The organism is Listeria grandensis FSL F6-0971, from assembly GCF_000525835.1.
Taxonomy (GTDB): Bacteria; Bacillota; Bacilli; order Lactobacillales; family Listeriaceae; genus Listeria_A; species Listeria_A grandensis.
Map to the genome: position 1 here is coordinate 25,457 of NZ_AODD01000007.1, position 14,983 is coordinate 40,439.

Here is a 14,983-nt window from a genome sequence, read left to right on the forward strand (position 1 = left end):
AATTTGGTTACCTCCCTTTTTTAGTCGTCTAGGTCGTCATCCAGATCGTTCGCTGGTTTCGACCCACCGCCACCTGCTGCTCCATATTGGGCAAGTGCTTCTTTTAAATAATATTTAGGGCTTAGTTGGATGTAGACAATGGCTGCTACGAGTCCAAGAACACCAAGTGCTACTAAGTTGAACGTAGTGAAGGCCGCGACTACGAAGCCGAGGAAGAAGAACGGCATTAAGTATTTCGCTTGCATCATGTTAATAACCATCGCATACCCGACAACAACGATAAAGCCACCAGAAACGTTTAGGCCGTTAACGAGCCAATCAGGAATAGCGTTTAGCATATCTGTGACAACGCTAGTACCCATCGATAAGGCAACGATTAAGACCGGAATGGCAATCCGCATCGCCTGGAGAAGCAGTGCCGTGACGTGCAGGAGGTCGATGCCCCTTAGATTCCCTGCTTCCGCCATTTTATCAGCGGAGTGTTGGAAACCTACTGTAATGGTACGAACGAGAATCGTTAAGACTTGACCCGCAGCGGCTAGTGGAATCGCAAGTGAGATACCAACGCTGATGTCTTGTCCTCCTGAAATAACTAAGATAGTAGAAATTAATGATGCCAAAGCTGTATCTGGTGCAACTGCTGCTCCAATGTTCATCCAGCCAAGCGCGATCATTTCCAAAGACCCCCCAATAATAATACCGGTTGTCATATCCCCAAGCACGAGACCTGTAAGCGTACAAGCAATCAACGGACGATGTGTTTGCCACTCATCCAGAATACTACCCATACCACAAATACAAGCTACGAGGAAGACGAGAACTATTTGTAATGCATCCATATAAAATTCCCTCCCAATTTTCTTTCATTAAAATAAATTGATAATGTCAAAAGCACGCGATACGTATGTGACTTCAAAGTATATCCCTATCAGTTACAACGAAACTTACATACCTTCTTTATCTAGTAATGGAATCATCATAACTTTGCTGTCAGCAGCCACTTTACGGATTTCAAGCTCAATTCCTTTTTCGTTTAATTTACGAAAAGCTTCGATGTCTTCTGGCCCTACAGAAACAGCATTTGTAATCTGTGTTCTGCCATCACGATACGCCATACCACCGATGTTTACGGTTGTAATTGGAACGCCGGCTTCTACAAAACGAAGGACATCTGTTGGATTTGTGAAAAGAAGCATGACGGGTGTTGTTGCATATTTAGGATTATTATAGGCACGAATTCCTTTTTCAACATCTACTACGTTTGAGACAACGCCGGGAGGGGCTACTTGTTTTAGAAGTGTGCTACGGATTTCATCTTTAGCGACATCATCATTACACACAATAATGCGCTCTACCTGCGTTTCCTTTGTCCAAACTGTGGCTACTTGACCATGGATAAGACGGTCATCAATTCTTGCTAAACGGATTTCCATTATAAATCATCCTCCTCAACGTTTTTAAGTGATTGTTTTAGTGACTTAACGCCATCTCTTCCAGCAGTTAGCGCAGTGTTTAATAGATCCTCAAAACTGCTTACTGCACGCATCGACAGGGTTTCAAGCAACATCGGAATGTTGGTACCTGTTATGACATCCATCTTTTCTTTCGGCAGAGCAATTTGGCTGGCTGCGTTGTATGGGCTTCCGCCGAACAAATCAACCATGAAAAGAACTCCCTCAGAATCATCGATAGCATCCAATTTTTCATTGAATTTTTGAATCAATGTATCTGTGTTTTCACCTGGAACAAACGTAATGAATTCGACGTTTTCTTGCTTGCCGATGATCATTTCTGTCGATTTAAGCAATTCGCGCGCCGCTTCACCATGTGTTCCAATAATGATACCCACTGGCATAATAACTCCTCCTTTTTCTCTATGAACAGGATTTTTCTACCCTTGCAATCCAAGAAGCGTGCCCATATGTATGCTTTCTTTTAACATTTGCTTCTTCAAGAGGCTCCTTATCCTGCGAAATATATGTTGGTAAATTGATACAATAAAAACGTGGCATAATACACTGCTACGCAATAGACTATCAATCCGTACATACAATGTTCATTACCCTAATAAGTTATTTTAAAAAACAAAAATTACGCAAAAAAAGAACGCTGCAAAAAAATTCAAAGTTAGAAATTCCTGTGCAGTCGTTCCTTTTTTTTATGAAATTGTCTGGTGTGTCTTTGTGATGATATCGTAAATGTAGCACTGTTCATCGTTTGTCAGTGATAGCTTCATCGGTTGGAAGCAATCGTGGTTCGCGCTTTTTATCGCTTGGAAAATGCGCGTGTCAATCATAGCCTCGCTCCTATCGTGATAAGTGAGACTATCTTTTAAAACCATGCGTTCCATCGCGCAACCGACATGAATGAGCAAGTTGATCTTTAGTGTGTTTTCCATGGTGTATTGAAGCTCTGCCTCTAGTGTACTAGCAAATTTTAGAAGGAGAGGCACGATTTTTTTCGGATTAAGGTACGTTAGGAATTCACTCAAACTATCCTCAATAACTTCACGGGCAATCCAGCTGGTTTCGCTTTTTTTGATAAAAATATCGCGTTTCTTTACCACTTGAACGATTTGGTCTTCTCCTTCTTTGGCAAAAAGACGCTCAATGGGCATGAATGGGATCTGAACTTTTGGATCATGGATGCCGATAATGAGTAGGATGTCATTCTCTTCTTGCAGTTGATCGATTTTTTGAGTGGCTTCTAGGATGCCGATAGGAATAACTTTGATGTGGTCGGTAGTGATGTTTTCTAAGATGTTCTCGATGAAGGATTGTAGTTTTTCAGCCGTGCCTTCACCAGTTGCGCAAATCGTGACGATGGCGTGTGGTTTATCATTTTGTACGATAGGGGCTTCGGAATCATAGCCGCCATAGCCGCGAAAATCTTTCAGTGAATCATAGATGCTGTCTAAATCCATGTCGAGAATATTCGATTTGCGAACGGCCTCAATAACGGTCGCTGTGGAAACCATATCGAGCGTGCGAACGGGAATGCCGGTGCGTTCTGTGATGACTGAGCCAAAACTTGTGAGGGAGCCCATATCAACGAGAAGCAAGACGCCGCGTCCCATATCGAGTTCGCGAGCACGCTGAGTGATTTTGTCGAGAACGACTTTTGGGCTAAGATCGAGTGGCATATCGATGCTATCAACGAGCCCTTCACCGAGGAGTTTCTTTGCAACGTTGACGATGCTTGTTGCCGTGCTGTTTCCGTGTGTGGCGACAAGGACTGCGACACGATTTTCTTCTTGGTCTTTCAATAAAGAACTGATGAGTAGCGTCAAATAGAGAACTTCCATATTAGGCACGCGAATGTGGAATTCTGCTTCGACTTCCTTTTTTAGTTCGCGCGCAATGGCGTAACTTTCGGGTTTATCATTGACGACGTTTTCGATATTGGTGTATTTTAACGGTTTGTTGCTGCGTGCCCGTTTGAGAAATGACGTGAGGTGTAGGCTAAACGCGAGCAGGAAACGTTCGTTTAATTTTTTGCCGAGTTGTTGTTCAATCTTGACTTGGATATCCTCGGTGAAATTCAAAATCTCTTCGTTAACAATTTTAAGAATGTTATCGCGATCGTGAATTGTATTTTTGAATTTATTGTAAAAACTATTAAGGTGTACGTCGATATCCATCGTGATAAATTTCTTGATATCTTCATCTTCAACGCCTTGATCCATCAGAATGGACGCCTTATCCTCGATGATTTTATAAAGGTTGAAATTAGGCTCGTACTCATCGGAATTAATGAGTTGCTTGCCACGCTCTGGCATGATTACCGTGTAGGGATCGAGGTATTTCGAAATTTCTTGCAACTCCTTACGACGACCACTAAAATGGAAAAAACCGTCTTTTATGTTGATGGGCAACGTTTTAAAGTCAATCAGAATTTCTTCGTTTCGATCAAAACTATTTAAAAAACCTTGGGCACAGACAAGCTGAATATTAGATTTTAACTGTCCGATATTACCAAACGTCGTGTTCCCGATCAGTGCTTTAGCAGCTTCATCCTCAATCCGCAGTGGTTTACTAATGCGGTGCGCTTCATTGGAAAGCAGGTTTTTCAAAAGGTCTACGCGTTCTTTCGGTGTTCGTTCTTCTAAGCTTGGTAGCGAAATGACAATGGGAATACGGCGGACAAAAGTGCGTAGCAAGGACGATTCAGGGTCTTCCGTCGTTGCCCCGATAATAAGTACGTTGGATTTGCGACGACGATCAGTTTCGCCGAGCTTGTTAAAAGTACCACTATCCATCAAGTAAAAAATCATTTCTTGACCTTCTGGTGGTAGGCGGTGAATTTCATCTAAGAATAAAATGCCACCGTCCGCTTTTTCAACGAGTCCTTCTTTTTCGTTATCTGCTCCGGTAAAAGCCCCTTTTGTATGACCAAAAATATGAGACATGAGCAGTTGTGGGTTATTGTAATAATCGGCGCAATTAAAAATAATAAAAGGAGACTGGCTGGATAAGCGCTCGGCATGTTGCGAATAGCGATACATCAAATTTGCAAAAAGTGTTTTCCCGACGCCTGTTTGGCCAACAATTAAGGTATGCAAACCATTCGGGGGATAGAGAACCGCGGCTTTTGCTTGTTCCACTTGTGTGCGTAAACTTGCTTCCGAGCCGATTAGATCATCGAATGGGCTTCTCATGACAGTATTATAATTTAGTTGTTTTAGTAAGGATTGGCAGTTTTCGAATTCGAGTTCATCTGGTGAAAGCAAGCGTTCGATCCGTGCTTCTAGGGCTTTGCGGTCGAAATAAAGTACAGGCCGGCCGCTAATCTTGATGATTTTTCCTTGGCGGTGTAGCTCATTTAGTTCCATGCTGACATTATTTCGTAAAATTCCGAGGGCATCTGATATTTCTGTTGCGGTGATACCTTGATTTTGTTCTAATTGCTGTTTGATATCATCGTGATCCTGTTGCTGGATATAGTGATAAATCCGCTCAATACGTTTCATTACGCATCCTCCGATTCATTCCTTTACTGGAAAATGAGTAGTGTATTAAAATGTCTGATACACTACTGAATTTCTGTATTCATTTTAGCATGGTTTGCTTATTTGTCAACTGCTGTTGGGTTTCGTACATTGACGCATGTAGCGAAATTAGGATAAAATGAGAAAGCAATGATTATAATGTAAATGGAGATGAATTTCTTTGACAAAATTACTATTTATTAAAGCATCGCCGCTTCCGGATGATGTATCTCGTAGCATGGTCGTAGCAAGTGCCTTTTTAGAAAAGTATCAACAGGAAAATCCGGATGATGTTATCGAGCGCATCGATGTTTATGATCACGAGATTCCGCTGATTGATGGTGCTTTTTTGACGGCGGGCAATGAATTACGCGCAGGAAAAGCATTTACGGATTTAGAGCCGGCGATGCAGGAGAAATTAACGGCATTTGACGCGTTGACTCAGCAGTTTATGGATGCGGACCGTTATGTGATCGTTTCTCCACTTTGGAACCTTGGTATCCCGCCAATGTTAAAAGCTTATTTTGATACGGTGGTTGTCGCTGGGAAAACATTCCGCTATACACAGTCTGGTCCAGAAGGCTTGTTAAAAGGTAAGAAGGCGCTACAAATTCACGGAAGTGGTGGCGTTTATTCGACAGGTGACTCCGATCTTGAAACACACGGTGAGCCTTACATTAATACGATTTTGAACTTCGTGGGCGTAGAAACATTGCCAAGTGTGTTTGTCGAAGGAGTAGATTATGATCCTACGCGCAAAGATGAGATTCTAAATGCAGCAATAGAGGAGAGCGTTCGTCGTATTCAACTATTTTAATAGGAAATGATGAGAACTAGAGATGGCTTTTCGAGCAGATCTCTAGTTTTTGCTTTTACTTTGCAATTAAATGGTGATGGCTTTTGATAGTTTGCCGTTGAAAGAGGAGGTTAAGCCAAAAGTTGGCGTTGTCGGCGAGATTTTAGTGAAGTTTCATCCTGGCGCGAATAATGATATCGTTGGGGTGATTGAAGAAGAAGGCGGGGAAGCGGTCGTTCCTGATTTTGTCGATTTCTTGCTGTATTGTTGCTACGACAGTCATTTTGCGGCGAATATGTTTGGAATGTCGAAGGTGAAATCGTTCGCGAAGCATAGTTTGGCGATTCCAGTAATCAATAAATATCGGAAGCCGATGTCGGATGCTTTGCGCGCTAGTAAGCGATTTGAGGCACCTGAAAATATTGAGGTCATCGCGGAAAAGGCCAGTCGGTTGTTATCGCTTGGAAACAAGATGGGAGAAGGCTGGTTCCTGACGGGCGAAATGATAGAGTTGCTAGATAGTGATGTTCCAAATATCGCGTGTTTGCAACCATTTGCGTGTTTGCCAAACCATATCACAGGCCGTGGTATGATAAAAGGTTTGAAAAAAATGTATCCTATGGCGAATATCATGTCGATAGATTACGACGCGGGTTCGAGTTCGGTCAACCAACTAAACCGGATAAAATTAATGCTCTCTATCGCGAAGAAACAGCTCGAAACCATGGTAATGCCTGAGTCAGAAGTCATCGTTAAAAAAGAAGGCTTCCATCCGAAAGAAAAGATTGTCGATACAGCGAAACGCGTGCGGGATTCTGCACCGATTGAAAAACTTGGCAGTACAGTAAAACGAGCGCGTGAAGCAGACCCTGTTGGGCACATCGCGGGCAAAGTCAAGGCTTCCGCTGAATCTGAAAAAGTACAAACGGAATCATAAGAATAAACGCAGGTTTTTCGATCATTCGGGGAACCTGTTTTTTTGTAAAATAATTCACAAACAAGAAAATAGCTAAATTGACTATTTCATTGCTATAATTTGAACTTAGAACGGGTAAAGGAAAGTAGGAAAGGGGGATTCACGATGATATATTTCGCGAAACTTGCGGGAATCGCCTTTGTTGTCTTTTTAGTAATTGACGCTGTGTGGCTAGGGCTTATTGCCAAGAATTTGTACAAGCATTATTTGGGCGATTTGATGGCAACGAATATGCGATTTGGCGCGGCGGTTTTGTTTTATCTTTTGTTTGTTGGTGGGATGGTCTTTTTTGTTATTGAGCCAGCGCTTGCAAAAGACAGTCTCCAGTTTGCGATTTTTGCAGGAGCGTTTTTAGGACTGCTTTGTTATGCGACATACGATTTAACGAACTTGGCGACGCTAAAAGATTGGCCGGTACTTGTCACGGTGATTGATTTAGGCTGGGGCGCGTTTATTACAGCAGCAACGTCTGGTATTGTATTTTGGTTGGCGAAAGTATGGCAGATTTCATGAAAGTGGGGACGGGAACGATGACGGATTTTTTAGATAGTAAAAAGTTGTATCATGCCTTTTTAGGTGGTGCTAGGGCGGTTATTGATGCGAAGGATGGACTGAATGCGATCAATGTTTTTCCTGTGGCGGACGGTGATACGGGAAGTAATCTCGCGTCGACGATGTTATCGATTGTGGAAGAGTCGAAAATCGCTGAATCGGCAAAAGAGACGCTGTATACGATTTCAGAGGCGGCTTTATTTGGTGCTCGCGGGAACTCAGGGATTATTTTTGCGCAATATGTGAATGGTATGCATTTTCATTTATCGGATGATAAACGTGTTTCGCTTGGCTGTTTTGCGCGCAGTGTCTCGGGTGGTGCTGATTATGCGTATAATGCGATGGGAAATCCGGTGGAAGGTACGATGATTACGGTGATTCGGGCGTGGTCGGAAGCGATTGCGCAGGCGAAGGATCATGGCGCCACTTTTCAAGAGGTGTTGGTAAATGCGTTGAAACAGGCTAAAATGGCTTTGGAAAGTACGCCGAATATGTTGCGAGTTTTGCGGGATAATGGGGTTGTGGATGCTGGTGCAAAGGGATTTTTCACGTTTATTGAAGGATTTACATCGGTGATTAATGACGAGACGTATGTGGCGGAGGTGCAGAGCTTGCCGCGATTGGTGGATGAGGAAGTTTTGGATCAGGCGCCTGTGTTTCGTTATTGTACGGAGGTTTTGCTGCAGGGAGAAGGGCTGGACGCGGATGAGATTCGGTCGGGATTGTTGTCGTTTGGCGATTCTCTGATTGTCGCGGGGACGGATACAAAAATTCGGGTACATATTCATACGGATGAGCCGCGCGAGGTTTGTGCTTATTTGGCTGATTATGGCGTGATGATACAGCAGAAAGTGGATGATATGCAGAATCAATTCGACGTGATTCATCATCGGAAATATCGGATTGCACTAGTGACGGATTCGGTGGCGGATTTGCCGCAGAGCGTGATGGAGGAATATCAGATTCAAGTCATTCCGCTACACATCGCGCTTGCTGGGAATGATTATTTGGATAAAATCACGATGGATACGGGCACGCTGTTTGAGCGTCTAGAGGATAGCGACGCGTATCCGACATCATCTCAGCCGAGTGTGAAAGCGGTCGCGAATCAGTTGTCGTTTTTGGCGAATCATTATGAGCACGTGCTTGTTTTGACGGTATCTGGCAAACTTAGCGGTACGTATGAAACGGTGAAAAAAGCGGCGGCGAGTGTGTCGGGTGATATTGTAGTGTTGGACACGCGGCAAAATTCGGGTGCGCAAGGATTGCTCGTGAAGGCTGCTGCGGAACAAATTGCGCTCGGAAAAACGTTCGCGGAAGTACAGTCGTTCGTGATGCAGCGTATTTCGCAAACGAAGATATTTGTCAGCGTGCCAAACTTGGATGCGATGATTCGGTCGGGGCGTCTCGGTGAAAAGGGCGGCGCGATTGGGAATACGTTGCGCTTGAAACCAGTTGTTTCACTATCAGATACGGGGGCTGGAACGGTGAGCGATATTGCTTTTAGTTTGCAGAGAAGCACGAAGAAAATTGCAGCACGCGTGAAGAAGATGCTCGCACAAGGTCAGGTCGCGGAATATGCGATTGTCCATGCACACACGCCGGAACGAGCGGCGGAATATGAGGCATTGTTTACGAAGATTGTTGGGAAGTCGGCTGCCTATGTGATGGAGATTTCATCCATTATTGCGATGAGTGCTGGGGTAGGCTGTGTGGCGATTGCGATTCGGATGCAATTAGATGAGGGGGAGGAAATATAAGATGATATATTGGATAGCAGGCTTAGTATTATGGATTTACTTTACAATTTTGTTCCTATGGGCGCAAAAATTAAAAAATAATTCGATTGTAGATTTAGCGTGGGGACCGGGATTTGTTATCGTTGCGCTATATACGTATTTTTTCGGTGGCGAGATGACGGCGCAAGGTTTGATTGTAACCATCTTCGTTTTTATTTGGGGCATGCGCTTGTTTCTACACTTAGCGAATCGAAATATTGGGAAACCGGAGGACTATCGCTATGTGAATATGCGTAAGCGTTGGGGGACTCATTTTGCTAAACTAAAAGCGTATTTGAACGTCTTTATTTTGCAAGGCGTACTGCTTTATATTATTAGCTTGCCAATCTTGCTTGTGAATACAACCTCTGCAAATGCACTGGCTTGGTGGAATTACGCGGGAATGGCCGTTTGGATTATCGGATTCTTTTTCGAAGTCGTTGGAGACGAACAACTGCGCCGTTTCAAAAAGAACCCAGAAAACAAAGGCAAACTCATCATGACGGGACTTTGGAAATATACGCGCCATCCGAATTATTTTGGCGAGGCGCTTAGTTGGTGGGGCATTTTTCTAGTAAGCTTCACTGGGGCAGCAAGTCTTTGGGGCATTATTGGTCCCGTTATTATTACGTTGCTACTGTTATTCGTATCCGGCGTGCCATTACTCGAGAAGAAGTATAAGGACCGCCCCGATTTTCAGGCTTATGCCAAGCGAACGTCCAAATTTATTCCGAGCATTCCAAAGAAGGAGAACTAAACGTAAAGGGTTATGGCATGTTTATGTATACTTTGTGAGGGTATTGTCCAATGCAAACAATTTGTACCGAGCGTTCTTTACTGGAACAGCGCAATAAAATAATTTTGTAGTGATTATGTTGAGATAGTGTATAACATTAAACTATTATTTGATGTATTCCCGTCTAAATACTTGTAATCTGTTTGGAATCCTTTAGAATAGGAAGAGTATGAAAATAAGGTTGGGAAAAAGGAGTGTATCACATGAAGAAAAAGTTAGCTTTAATGTTTGTCGTTGTTTTAACAGCTGCGATTACCCTAGCTGCATGTGGAAGTAAGGCAGTAGAACCAAAAGAAGCAGCAGATATCGCGGTTAACACAATCATCTTCAATAAGGACACAGATAAATTCGAAGACACTTTTGGTGAAGATGCAAAAAACCTTGAAAAAGAAATCAAAACAGGCTTTAAAAAGGGCTTCACAACTAGCTTAAACATTACAGATGGTAGTATCGATGATGAGGTCGACAAATTATACGACACCTTCGCAAAACGTGTGAAAGACGTCACTAAATACACAACAAAGGTAACAAACGATGATAAAGATAAACCAACTGTAGAAATCTCTGTAAACGGGCTTGACATGACGGGAGTACAAGCAGAAATGACAACGGCACTACAAGCGAAAGTAAAAGCAGATCCAACAATCGAAAAAGACGCAAAGAAAGCTGCAACAGCAATGCTTGAAGTATACCAAGAAACCATTTCCAAAGCAAAAGTTTCTGAGAAAGCTGTCAAAGTAAAAATGAACTTAGAGTCCAATAAAGATCAATGGAAAATCAAAGACGCCGAAGCCTTTGCACAAAATCTATACTTGGCATTCTTTACAGGTACTGTTCAATAAACTAAAAATGCGAGCCCAATAGTTAAACGGGTTCGCATTTTTTTGCTATTTTTAGCGTTGACCAACCGTGAAACGAGCGCGGATATGTTTGCCTTTTTCTGCTTCGTCAAGGAGTGCCATCGCATAGTCTTCCATACTGATGTAGCTATTTCCGTTGGCATCAACGATCAGTTCATCGGTTCCTGTTGTGTAAGTACCTGTGCGTTCGCCTGGCTCGAATAATCCAGCTGGGCTAATGAATGTCCAGTCAAAGGTAGCATCGCTTTTCAGATGGTCTAATTGAATCGATTGTGCGGCTCCTGTAGCGTAATAAGGCGCTTCTTTAAAAGATGGTGTATCGAGAACGCGTGTCCCTTTGTCATCAACTAGCGAGCTCGCTGCACCGCCGACAACGATCAAACGCGGCTTCGAGGTTCCATTTAATTCTGTAATCAAGTGATCGATCGATTTCCAATGATTATCAGATTCTTCAATAGGCGCGCTAAAAGCATCCACTAACACATCGAAACCAGCAACGTCTTCTTTTGTTACGCTAAAAATATCTTTTTCAATAATTGCGACAGATGTATCGGTTAGTCTGCTCGGATTGCGAACAATGGCTGTGACCTCATGCCCCCCGATTTTTTGCTTCTGTTAACACTCTTGATCCTGTACGTCCAGTTGCTCCAATGATACCAATTTTCATAATAAATGACCTCCTTATATTTAGTTGTAACTATTGATGTTACAACGATTGATTTTAGTATATCGATTCTAGCGTTAAATGTAAAGTAGAAAGTTTATATAACATAAAAAAGAGACAAGGAATCGTGTAGAAACCGTTGCCTCGTCTTATTTTAAGAGATTGTTGCTTTTTTTAATTTGGATGCGATTATCAGGTGGGAGACGGTGAAAATGAGTAGTGCCGCCCAAATGAATAGGAAGGCAATAAGCTGTATGCCATCGAAAGCTTCATGGAAAACAAATACGCCTAGAATGAGCATTAACGTTGGCCCAACATATTGGATGAAACCGAGCATCACGTAAGAAATTCGTCTCGCACTCGTGGCGAATAGTAGAAGCGGGATTGCAGTTACAACGCCGGCGCCAAAGAGTACGAGATTGGTGTCCAAACCAAACCGCATAAACGCATCTTGCGCGAAAAATACTAAAAATAGAAGTGCGAATGGCGTCATAATCATTGTCTCGATGGTTAGTCCGCCCCAAGCGCTGACAGGAACTAGCTTTTTAATCAAGCCGTATAAGCCAAATGTGACGGCCATCGAAATAGCGGCCCAAGGGAAAACGCCTTGGTGGATCGCTAAAATAAGCACACCGACTGCGGCTGAAAGCACTGCTAAAACCTCGCCGCGGCTGAGTTTTTCCTTCAAGAAAACAGTTGCAAGCAGAACGTTCACTAATGGATTAATATAATAACCGAGACTTGCGCTAATCACATGCCCATCATTCACCGTAAAAATAAAAATGAACCAGTTTGCCGTGATTAAAACAGACGCGACGGAAATGGCTAGTATCAATTTGGGCCGTTTGATAATCGAGATAATTTCTGCCCAGACAACTTTTGATTTGCCCATCATCGCGATAATCAAGACCATAAATACAAATGACCAAATAATGCGGTAAGCCAGAATCTCGCTTGCTGGAACGCCTCCAGCCATTTTCCAATAAAGCGGTAATACGCCCCAAATAATGTAGGCAGCAATCGCAGCTAAAATGCCCCAAGTTTTTTCTTTTTCTGTATACATTTCCTCACCTTTTCTAAAAAAATACTAGAACCATTGTAACATACATTGCCTATCGAAAAGCCAAAAATCAGCTATAAGTTGCTGAAAAAAATTTTTTCGCATATGATAGACTAAAGAAGAAATGGGAGAGATGTGGGTTTTATGCAAACGAATAAACGAATAATCGATGAAAAAAGAGAACGGCTATCGTCTGAAAAAAAGGCCTATATGCAGACGGTAGAATGGGTGCTTACCGCGGATAAAAATTTATCGGATAAAGCGAAGGAAGCGGTATTATTAGTAGCGATAGAGGAGTTACTAGCAGCAGAAGAAGCAGACGCTGAGAAGATTTTTGGAATGGATGCGACAGCGTATGGAAGACAACTTACGAAAACAAGAATTCCAGAGACAACGCATAAAAATCCGATCCCACTCTTTGTGTTTATCGGAATTGTGGCGATGAGTTTATTTTTAGTCGTGATGGGGATCCTTCATTTTGTCAATAAAGATCATGTGTTTTATATGGGGACATTTTTTGTATCGCTTGTGCTCGTATTTATTTGTATCGTGTGCGTGTTGGTTGGAGGGTACATATTATGGAAACATTACACGGTGACAGTATCTAAGTCGATGGCGGCCTATTTTTTAATTGGAAGTGGCATCTTGATTATGTATGTTTTTGTACTCGTGTTTATTTTAATGATTTTACCAAACTTTGGAGCGGTGATTAGTAGTGGGGCGTTGATTGAAATGATTCTTGGTGTCGCAGGATTTATCACAGCAAGCATCGTTTGGCGGAAAATATAAAAAAAGGGTGAAGCAGGAGTCTCTGAGATTTAAAGACCTTGCTTCACCTTTTGATTTTATTTTGAAACTTCGATTTGGATGTTAAGTTTTACTTCATCGCCAATTAGTACGCCACCAGTTTCAAGCACGTCATTGTAATTTAGTTCGAAGTCTTTGCGATTGAATTTACCAGTACCTTCAAAACCAGCGACCATATTGCCAGACATTGGATCTTTACTTGTTCCTTCGTATTCTACATCTAGTGTAATCGTTTTTGTGATGGCGCGGATGGTAAGGTCTCCGGTTACTTTGTACTCGTTACCGCCACCAGCTTCAATCTTCGTCGATTTAAACGTAATGGATGGGTGATTTTCTACATCGAAGAAATCGGGGCTCTTCAAATGACCATCACGCGCTTCTTGGTGCGTGTCGATAGAGGCCGCATCTACTGTGAAGTTTAGGCTAGCTGTTGTTAAATCCTCAGGGTCAAGCGATAAATTGGCACTGAAATCTTTGAAAACACCTTTCACTTTAGATACCATCATGTGTTTTACTTGAAACTCGATTGAACTGTGTGCTGGGTCTACATTCCATTTTTCTACTGTCATTTTAAATTCCTCCAATTATTGTTTTGTATTTTTTGGCGCCATCTTCTAGTTTGCTCGCCAGTGGGATTCGGCGTTTATACCGATTTTTTTTAGTCCCTCTATTAATGTTGCCTTCTCTTCCTCATCTAAAACATCGAGTTGTTCTTTTATCAAAGTTTCAAATTTCGGAAATAGGTTGCTGATAAATGTTTGGCCTGACTCGGTTAGCTCTGCGTATACAATGCGACGATCATTCTCGTCTGCGATGCGCGTTAAGTAATTCTTTTTTTCAAGTTTGCTGACCATGTAGGTCGTGTTGCCGTTGGAAATCAGGTTTTTTTGACCGATGGCTTGGAGTTGTTGCGGTCCAAGATGATAAATCTGTTCTAAAACACCGAATTCACTTGGCGTAATGCCATATGCTTCTACTAATTTGGTCGTAATCTTTTGAATCCAGCCAGCCGATCTTAGTAAAACAGTGAATAGTTTCAAATCGATATCTTCCACAGAAAACGCCTCGCTTCAACAAAATGTTTTAATATCGAAATATCTTACAAACAAATAATAACATACTTACTAAAAATAAGTCAATTGATTTAGAAAAAAATTTTAAAAAAATAGGGTTTCGTTAAGTTTATGTAAAGATCATTGTGTATAATAGAAAGTAGCGTAGAATAGAAAAGGAAGAGGTGATGAAAGATGGAGTTAAGTGAAGATAGAGTAAATCGAGTGCAGGATGTATTGGGGTCATATTGGGCGATCAATCGGATTACCGCCAAGCATGCCGAACAGAATGCGCTCAGCCTAGGCTTGTCGTTGCAACAAATGGCGATACTTAATATTTTGTACGGACGTCCAGAATCAACGGTAGATGATCTAAAGAAGAAACTATTCACATCGACAGAAATCATTTCGGCCAATGTGGACGGGTTAGTCCACGCCAGATTAGTAGAAAAACTAAACACAGAATTCGTCGAAAATGCTGATGCATGGCGCTTGCAGTTGACAGAAAAAGGGAAAGAAATGTCTGAACGCTCGACACAGAACGCCTTTGCTTATAAAGCGATGATGAAGGCTTTAGATGAGATCGATGATGAAGATATAGACAAATTAATCGAGATCAACCGCAAAATAGAAGGTTTGCTAAAAACAGACTAAC

The 14,983-nt window shown here is 42.2% G+C and carries 14 protein-coding genes and 2 pseudogenes; 8 read left to right on the forward strand and 8 right to left on the reverse strand.

Annotated elements, in window-relative coordinates; genetic code table 11:
• Positions 1-20: 20 nt before the first annotated feature.
• From PGRAN_RS06150 to PGRAN_RS06165, 4 genes are all read right to left on the reverse strand, one after another.
• Positions 21-839: a PTS mannose/fructose/sorbose transporter subunit IIC gene (locus tag PGRAN_RS06150; protein WP_036065931.1), complete on the reverse strand. Its 819-nt coding sequence runs from the start codon at positions 837-839 to the stop codon at positions 21-23.
• A gap of 105 nt (positions 840-944) precedes the next feature.
• Positions 945-1,433, reverse strand: a complete 489-nt coding sequence (locus PGRAN_RS06155; RefSeq protein WP_036065932.1) for a mannose/fructose/sorbose PTS transporter subunit IIB — start codon at positions 1,431-1,433, stop codon at positions 945-947.
• Complete coding sequence (locus PGRAN_RS06160; RefSeq protein ID WP_036065933.1) at positions 1,433-1,855, reverse strand: mannose/fructose/sorbose PTS transporter subunit IIA; 423 nt, start codon at positions 1,853-1,855, stop codon at positions 1,433-1,435. The genes PGRAN_RS06155 and PGRAN_RS06160 overlap by 1 nt, the downstream gene beginning before the upstream one ends.
• Before the next feature lie 303 nt (positions 1,856-2,158).
• Positions 2,159-4,969, reverse strand: coding sequence for a sigma-54-dependent transcriptional regulator (locus PGRAN_RS06165; protein ID WP_036065934.1), 2,811 nt, complete (start codon positions 4,967-4,969; stop codon positions 2,159-2,161).
• Between the two features lie 199 nt (positions 4,970-5,168).
• Between PGRAN_RS06165 and PGRAN_RS06170 the strand changes: the two genes are divergently transcribed.
• The 6 genes and pseudogenes from PGRAN_RS06170 to PGRAN_RS06195 all read left to right on the forward strand — a co-directional run bounded on the left by PGRAN_RS06170 (position 5,169) and on the right by PGRAN_RS06195 (position 10,727).
• The gene (locus PGRAN_RS06170) at positions 5,169-5,804 is read left to right on the forward strand and encodes an FMN-dependent NADH-azoreductase (protein WP_036065936.1); all 636 of its coding nucleotides are present in this window, start codon (positions 5,169-5,171) and stop codon (positions 5,802-5,804) included.
• 70 nt (positions 5,805-5,874) lie between these two features.
• A pseudogene (locus PGRAN_RS06175) lies at positions 5,875-6,720 on the forward strand (2-hydroxyglutaryl-CoA dehydratase); the annotation flags it as partial.
• 144 nt (positions 6,721-6,864) lie between these two features.
• A complete protein-coding gene (locus PGRAN_RS06180) occupies positions 6,865-7,272 on the forward strand; it encodes a DUF2177 family protein (RefSeq protein ID WP_036065939.1) in 408 nt (135 codons plus the stop codon).
• Positions 7,257-9,071 carry a DegV family EDD domain-containing protein gene (locus PGRAN_RS06185; protein ID WP_051998451.1) on the forward strand — a complete coding sequence of 605 codons (1,815 nt, stop codon included), beginning with the start codon at positions 7,257-7,259 and terminating at the stop codon, positions 9,069-9,071. The genes PGRAN_RS06180 and PGRAN_RS06185 overlap by 16 nt, the downstream gene beginning before the upstream one ends.
• A gap of 1 nt (position 9,072) precedes the next feature.
• Positions 9,073-9,846: a DUF1295 domain-containing protein gene (locus PGRAN_RS06190; RefSeq protein ID WP_036065940.1), complete on the forward strand. Its 774-nt coding sequence runs from the start codon at positions 9,073-9,075 to the stop codon at positions 9,844-9,846.
• Positions 9,847-10,088: 242 nt separating this feature from the next.
• Entirely contained in the window at positions 10,089-10,727 is a 639-nt protein-coding gene (locus PGRAN_RS06195; RefSeq protein WP_036065941.1) for a DUF5105 domain-containing protein, read from the forward strand.
• A 51-nt stretch (positions 10,728-10,778) separates the two neighbouring features.
• Here the strand turns inward: PGRAN_RS06195 and PGRAN_RS06200 are convergent.
• Positions 10,779-11,412 (reverse strand): annotated as a pseudogene (locus PGRAN_RS06200) (NAD(P)-dependent oxidoreductase).
• 151 nt (positions 11,413-11,563) lie between these two features.
• Entirely contained in the window at positions 11,564-12,472 is a 909-nt protein-coding gene (rarD, locus tag PGRAN_RS06205; protein WP_036065943.1) for an EamA family transporter RarD, read from the reverse strand.
• A gap of 141 nt (positions 12,473-12,613) precedes the next feature.
• Between rarD and PGRAN_RS06210 the strand changes: the two genes are divergently transcribed.
• Entirely contained in the window at positions 12,614-13,258 is a 645-nt protein-coding gene (locus PGRAN_RS06210; protein WP_036065944.1) for a DUF1129 family protein, read from the forward strand.
• Between the two features lie 56 nt (positions 13,259-13,314).
• Here the strand turns inward: PGRAN_RS06210 and PGRAN_RS06215 are convergent, their stop codons facing one another.
• Both PGRAN_RS06215 and PGRAN_RS06220 read right to left on the reverse strand, forming a co-directional pair.
• Complete coding sequence (locus tag PGRAN_RS06215) at positions 13,315-13,845, reverse strand: YceI family protein (protein ID WP_036065945.1); 531 nt, start codon at positions 13,843-13,845, stop codon at positions 13,315-13,317.
• A 45-nt stretch (positions 13,846-13,890) separates the two neighbouring features.
• On the reverse strand, positions 13,891-14,331 hold the full coding sequence (locus PGRAN_RS06220; protein ID WP_036065946.1) for a MarR family winged helix-turn-helix transcriptional regulator: 441 nt from the start codon (positions 14,329-14,331) through the stop codon (positions 13,891-13,893).
• Between the two features lie 192 nt (positions 14,332-14,523).
• On the opposite strand from PGRAN_RS06220, the gene PGRAN_RS06225 reads away from it, so the two are divergent.
• The gene (locus PGRAN_RS06225) at positions 14,524-14,982 is read left to right on the forward strand and encodes a MarR family winged helix-turn-helix transcriptional regulator (RefSeq protein ID WP_036065947.1); all 459 of its coding nucleotides are present in this window, start codon (positions 14,524-14,526) and stop codon (positions 14,980-14,982) included.
• The last annotated feature ends 1 nt before the right edge of the window (position 14,983 follow it).

Coding starts and splice junctions, on each gene's coding strand:
- PGRAN_RS06155 (WP_036065932.1), bottom strand. CDS start 1,433: ATGGAAATCCGTTTAGCAAGAATTGATGACCGTCTTATCCATGGTCAA.
- PGRAN_RS06210 (WP_036065944.1), top strand. CDS start 12,614: ATGCAAACGAATAAACGAATAATCGATGAAAAAAGAGAACGGCTATCG.
- PGRAN_RS06190 (WP_036065940.1), top strand. CDS start 9,073: ATGATATATTGGATAGCAGGCTTAGTATTATGGATTTACTTTACAATT.
- rarD (WP_036065943.1), bottom strand. CDS start 12,472: ATGTATACAGAAAAAGAAAAAACTTGGGGCATTTTAGCTGCGATTGCT.
- PGRAN_RS06225 (WP_036065947.1), top strand. CDS start 14,524: ATGGAGTTAAGTGAAGATAGAGTAAATCGAGTGCAGGATGTATTGGGG.
- PGRAN_RS06180 (WP_036065939.1), top strand. CDS start 6,865: ATGATATATTTCGCGAAACTTGCGGGAATCGCCTTTGTTGTCTTTTTA.
- PGRAN_RS06195 (WP_036065941.1), top strand. CDS start 10,089: ATGAAGAAAAAGTTAGCTTTAATGTTTGTCGTTGTTTTAACAGCTGCG.
- PGRAN_RS06185 (WP_051998451.1), top strand. CDS start 7,257: ATGGCAGATTTCATGAAAGTGGGGACGGGAACGATGACGGATTTTTTA.
- PGRAN_RS06215 (WP_036065945.1), bottom strand. CDS start 13,845: ATGACAGTAGAAAAATGGAATGTAGACCCAGCACACAGTTCAATCGAG.
- PGRAN_RS06165 (WP_036065934.1), bottom strand. CDS start 4,969: ATGAAACGTATTGAGCGGATTTATCACTATATCCAGCAACAGGATCAC.
- PGRAN_RS06160 (WP_036065933.1), bottom strand. CDS start 1,855: ATGCCAGTGGGTATCATTATTGGAACACATGGTGAAGCGGCGCGCGAA.
- PGRAN_RS06150 (WP_036065931.1), bottom strand. CDS start 839: ATGGATGCATTACAAATAGTTCTCGTCTTCCTCGTAGCTTGTATTTGT.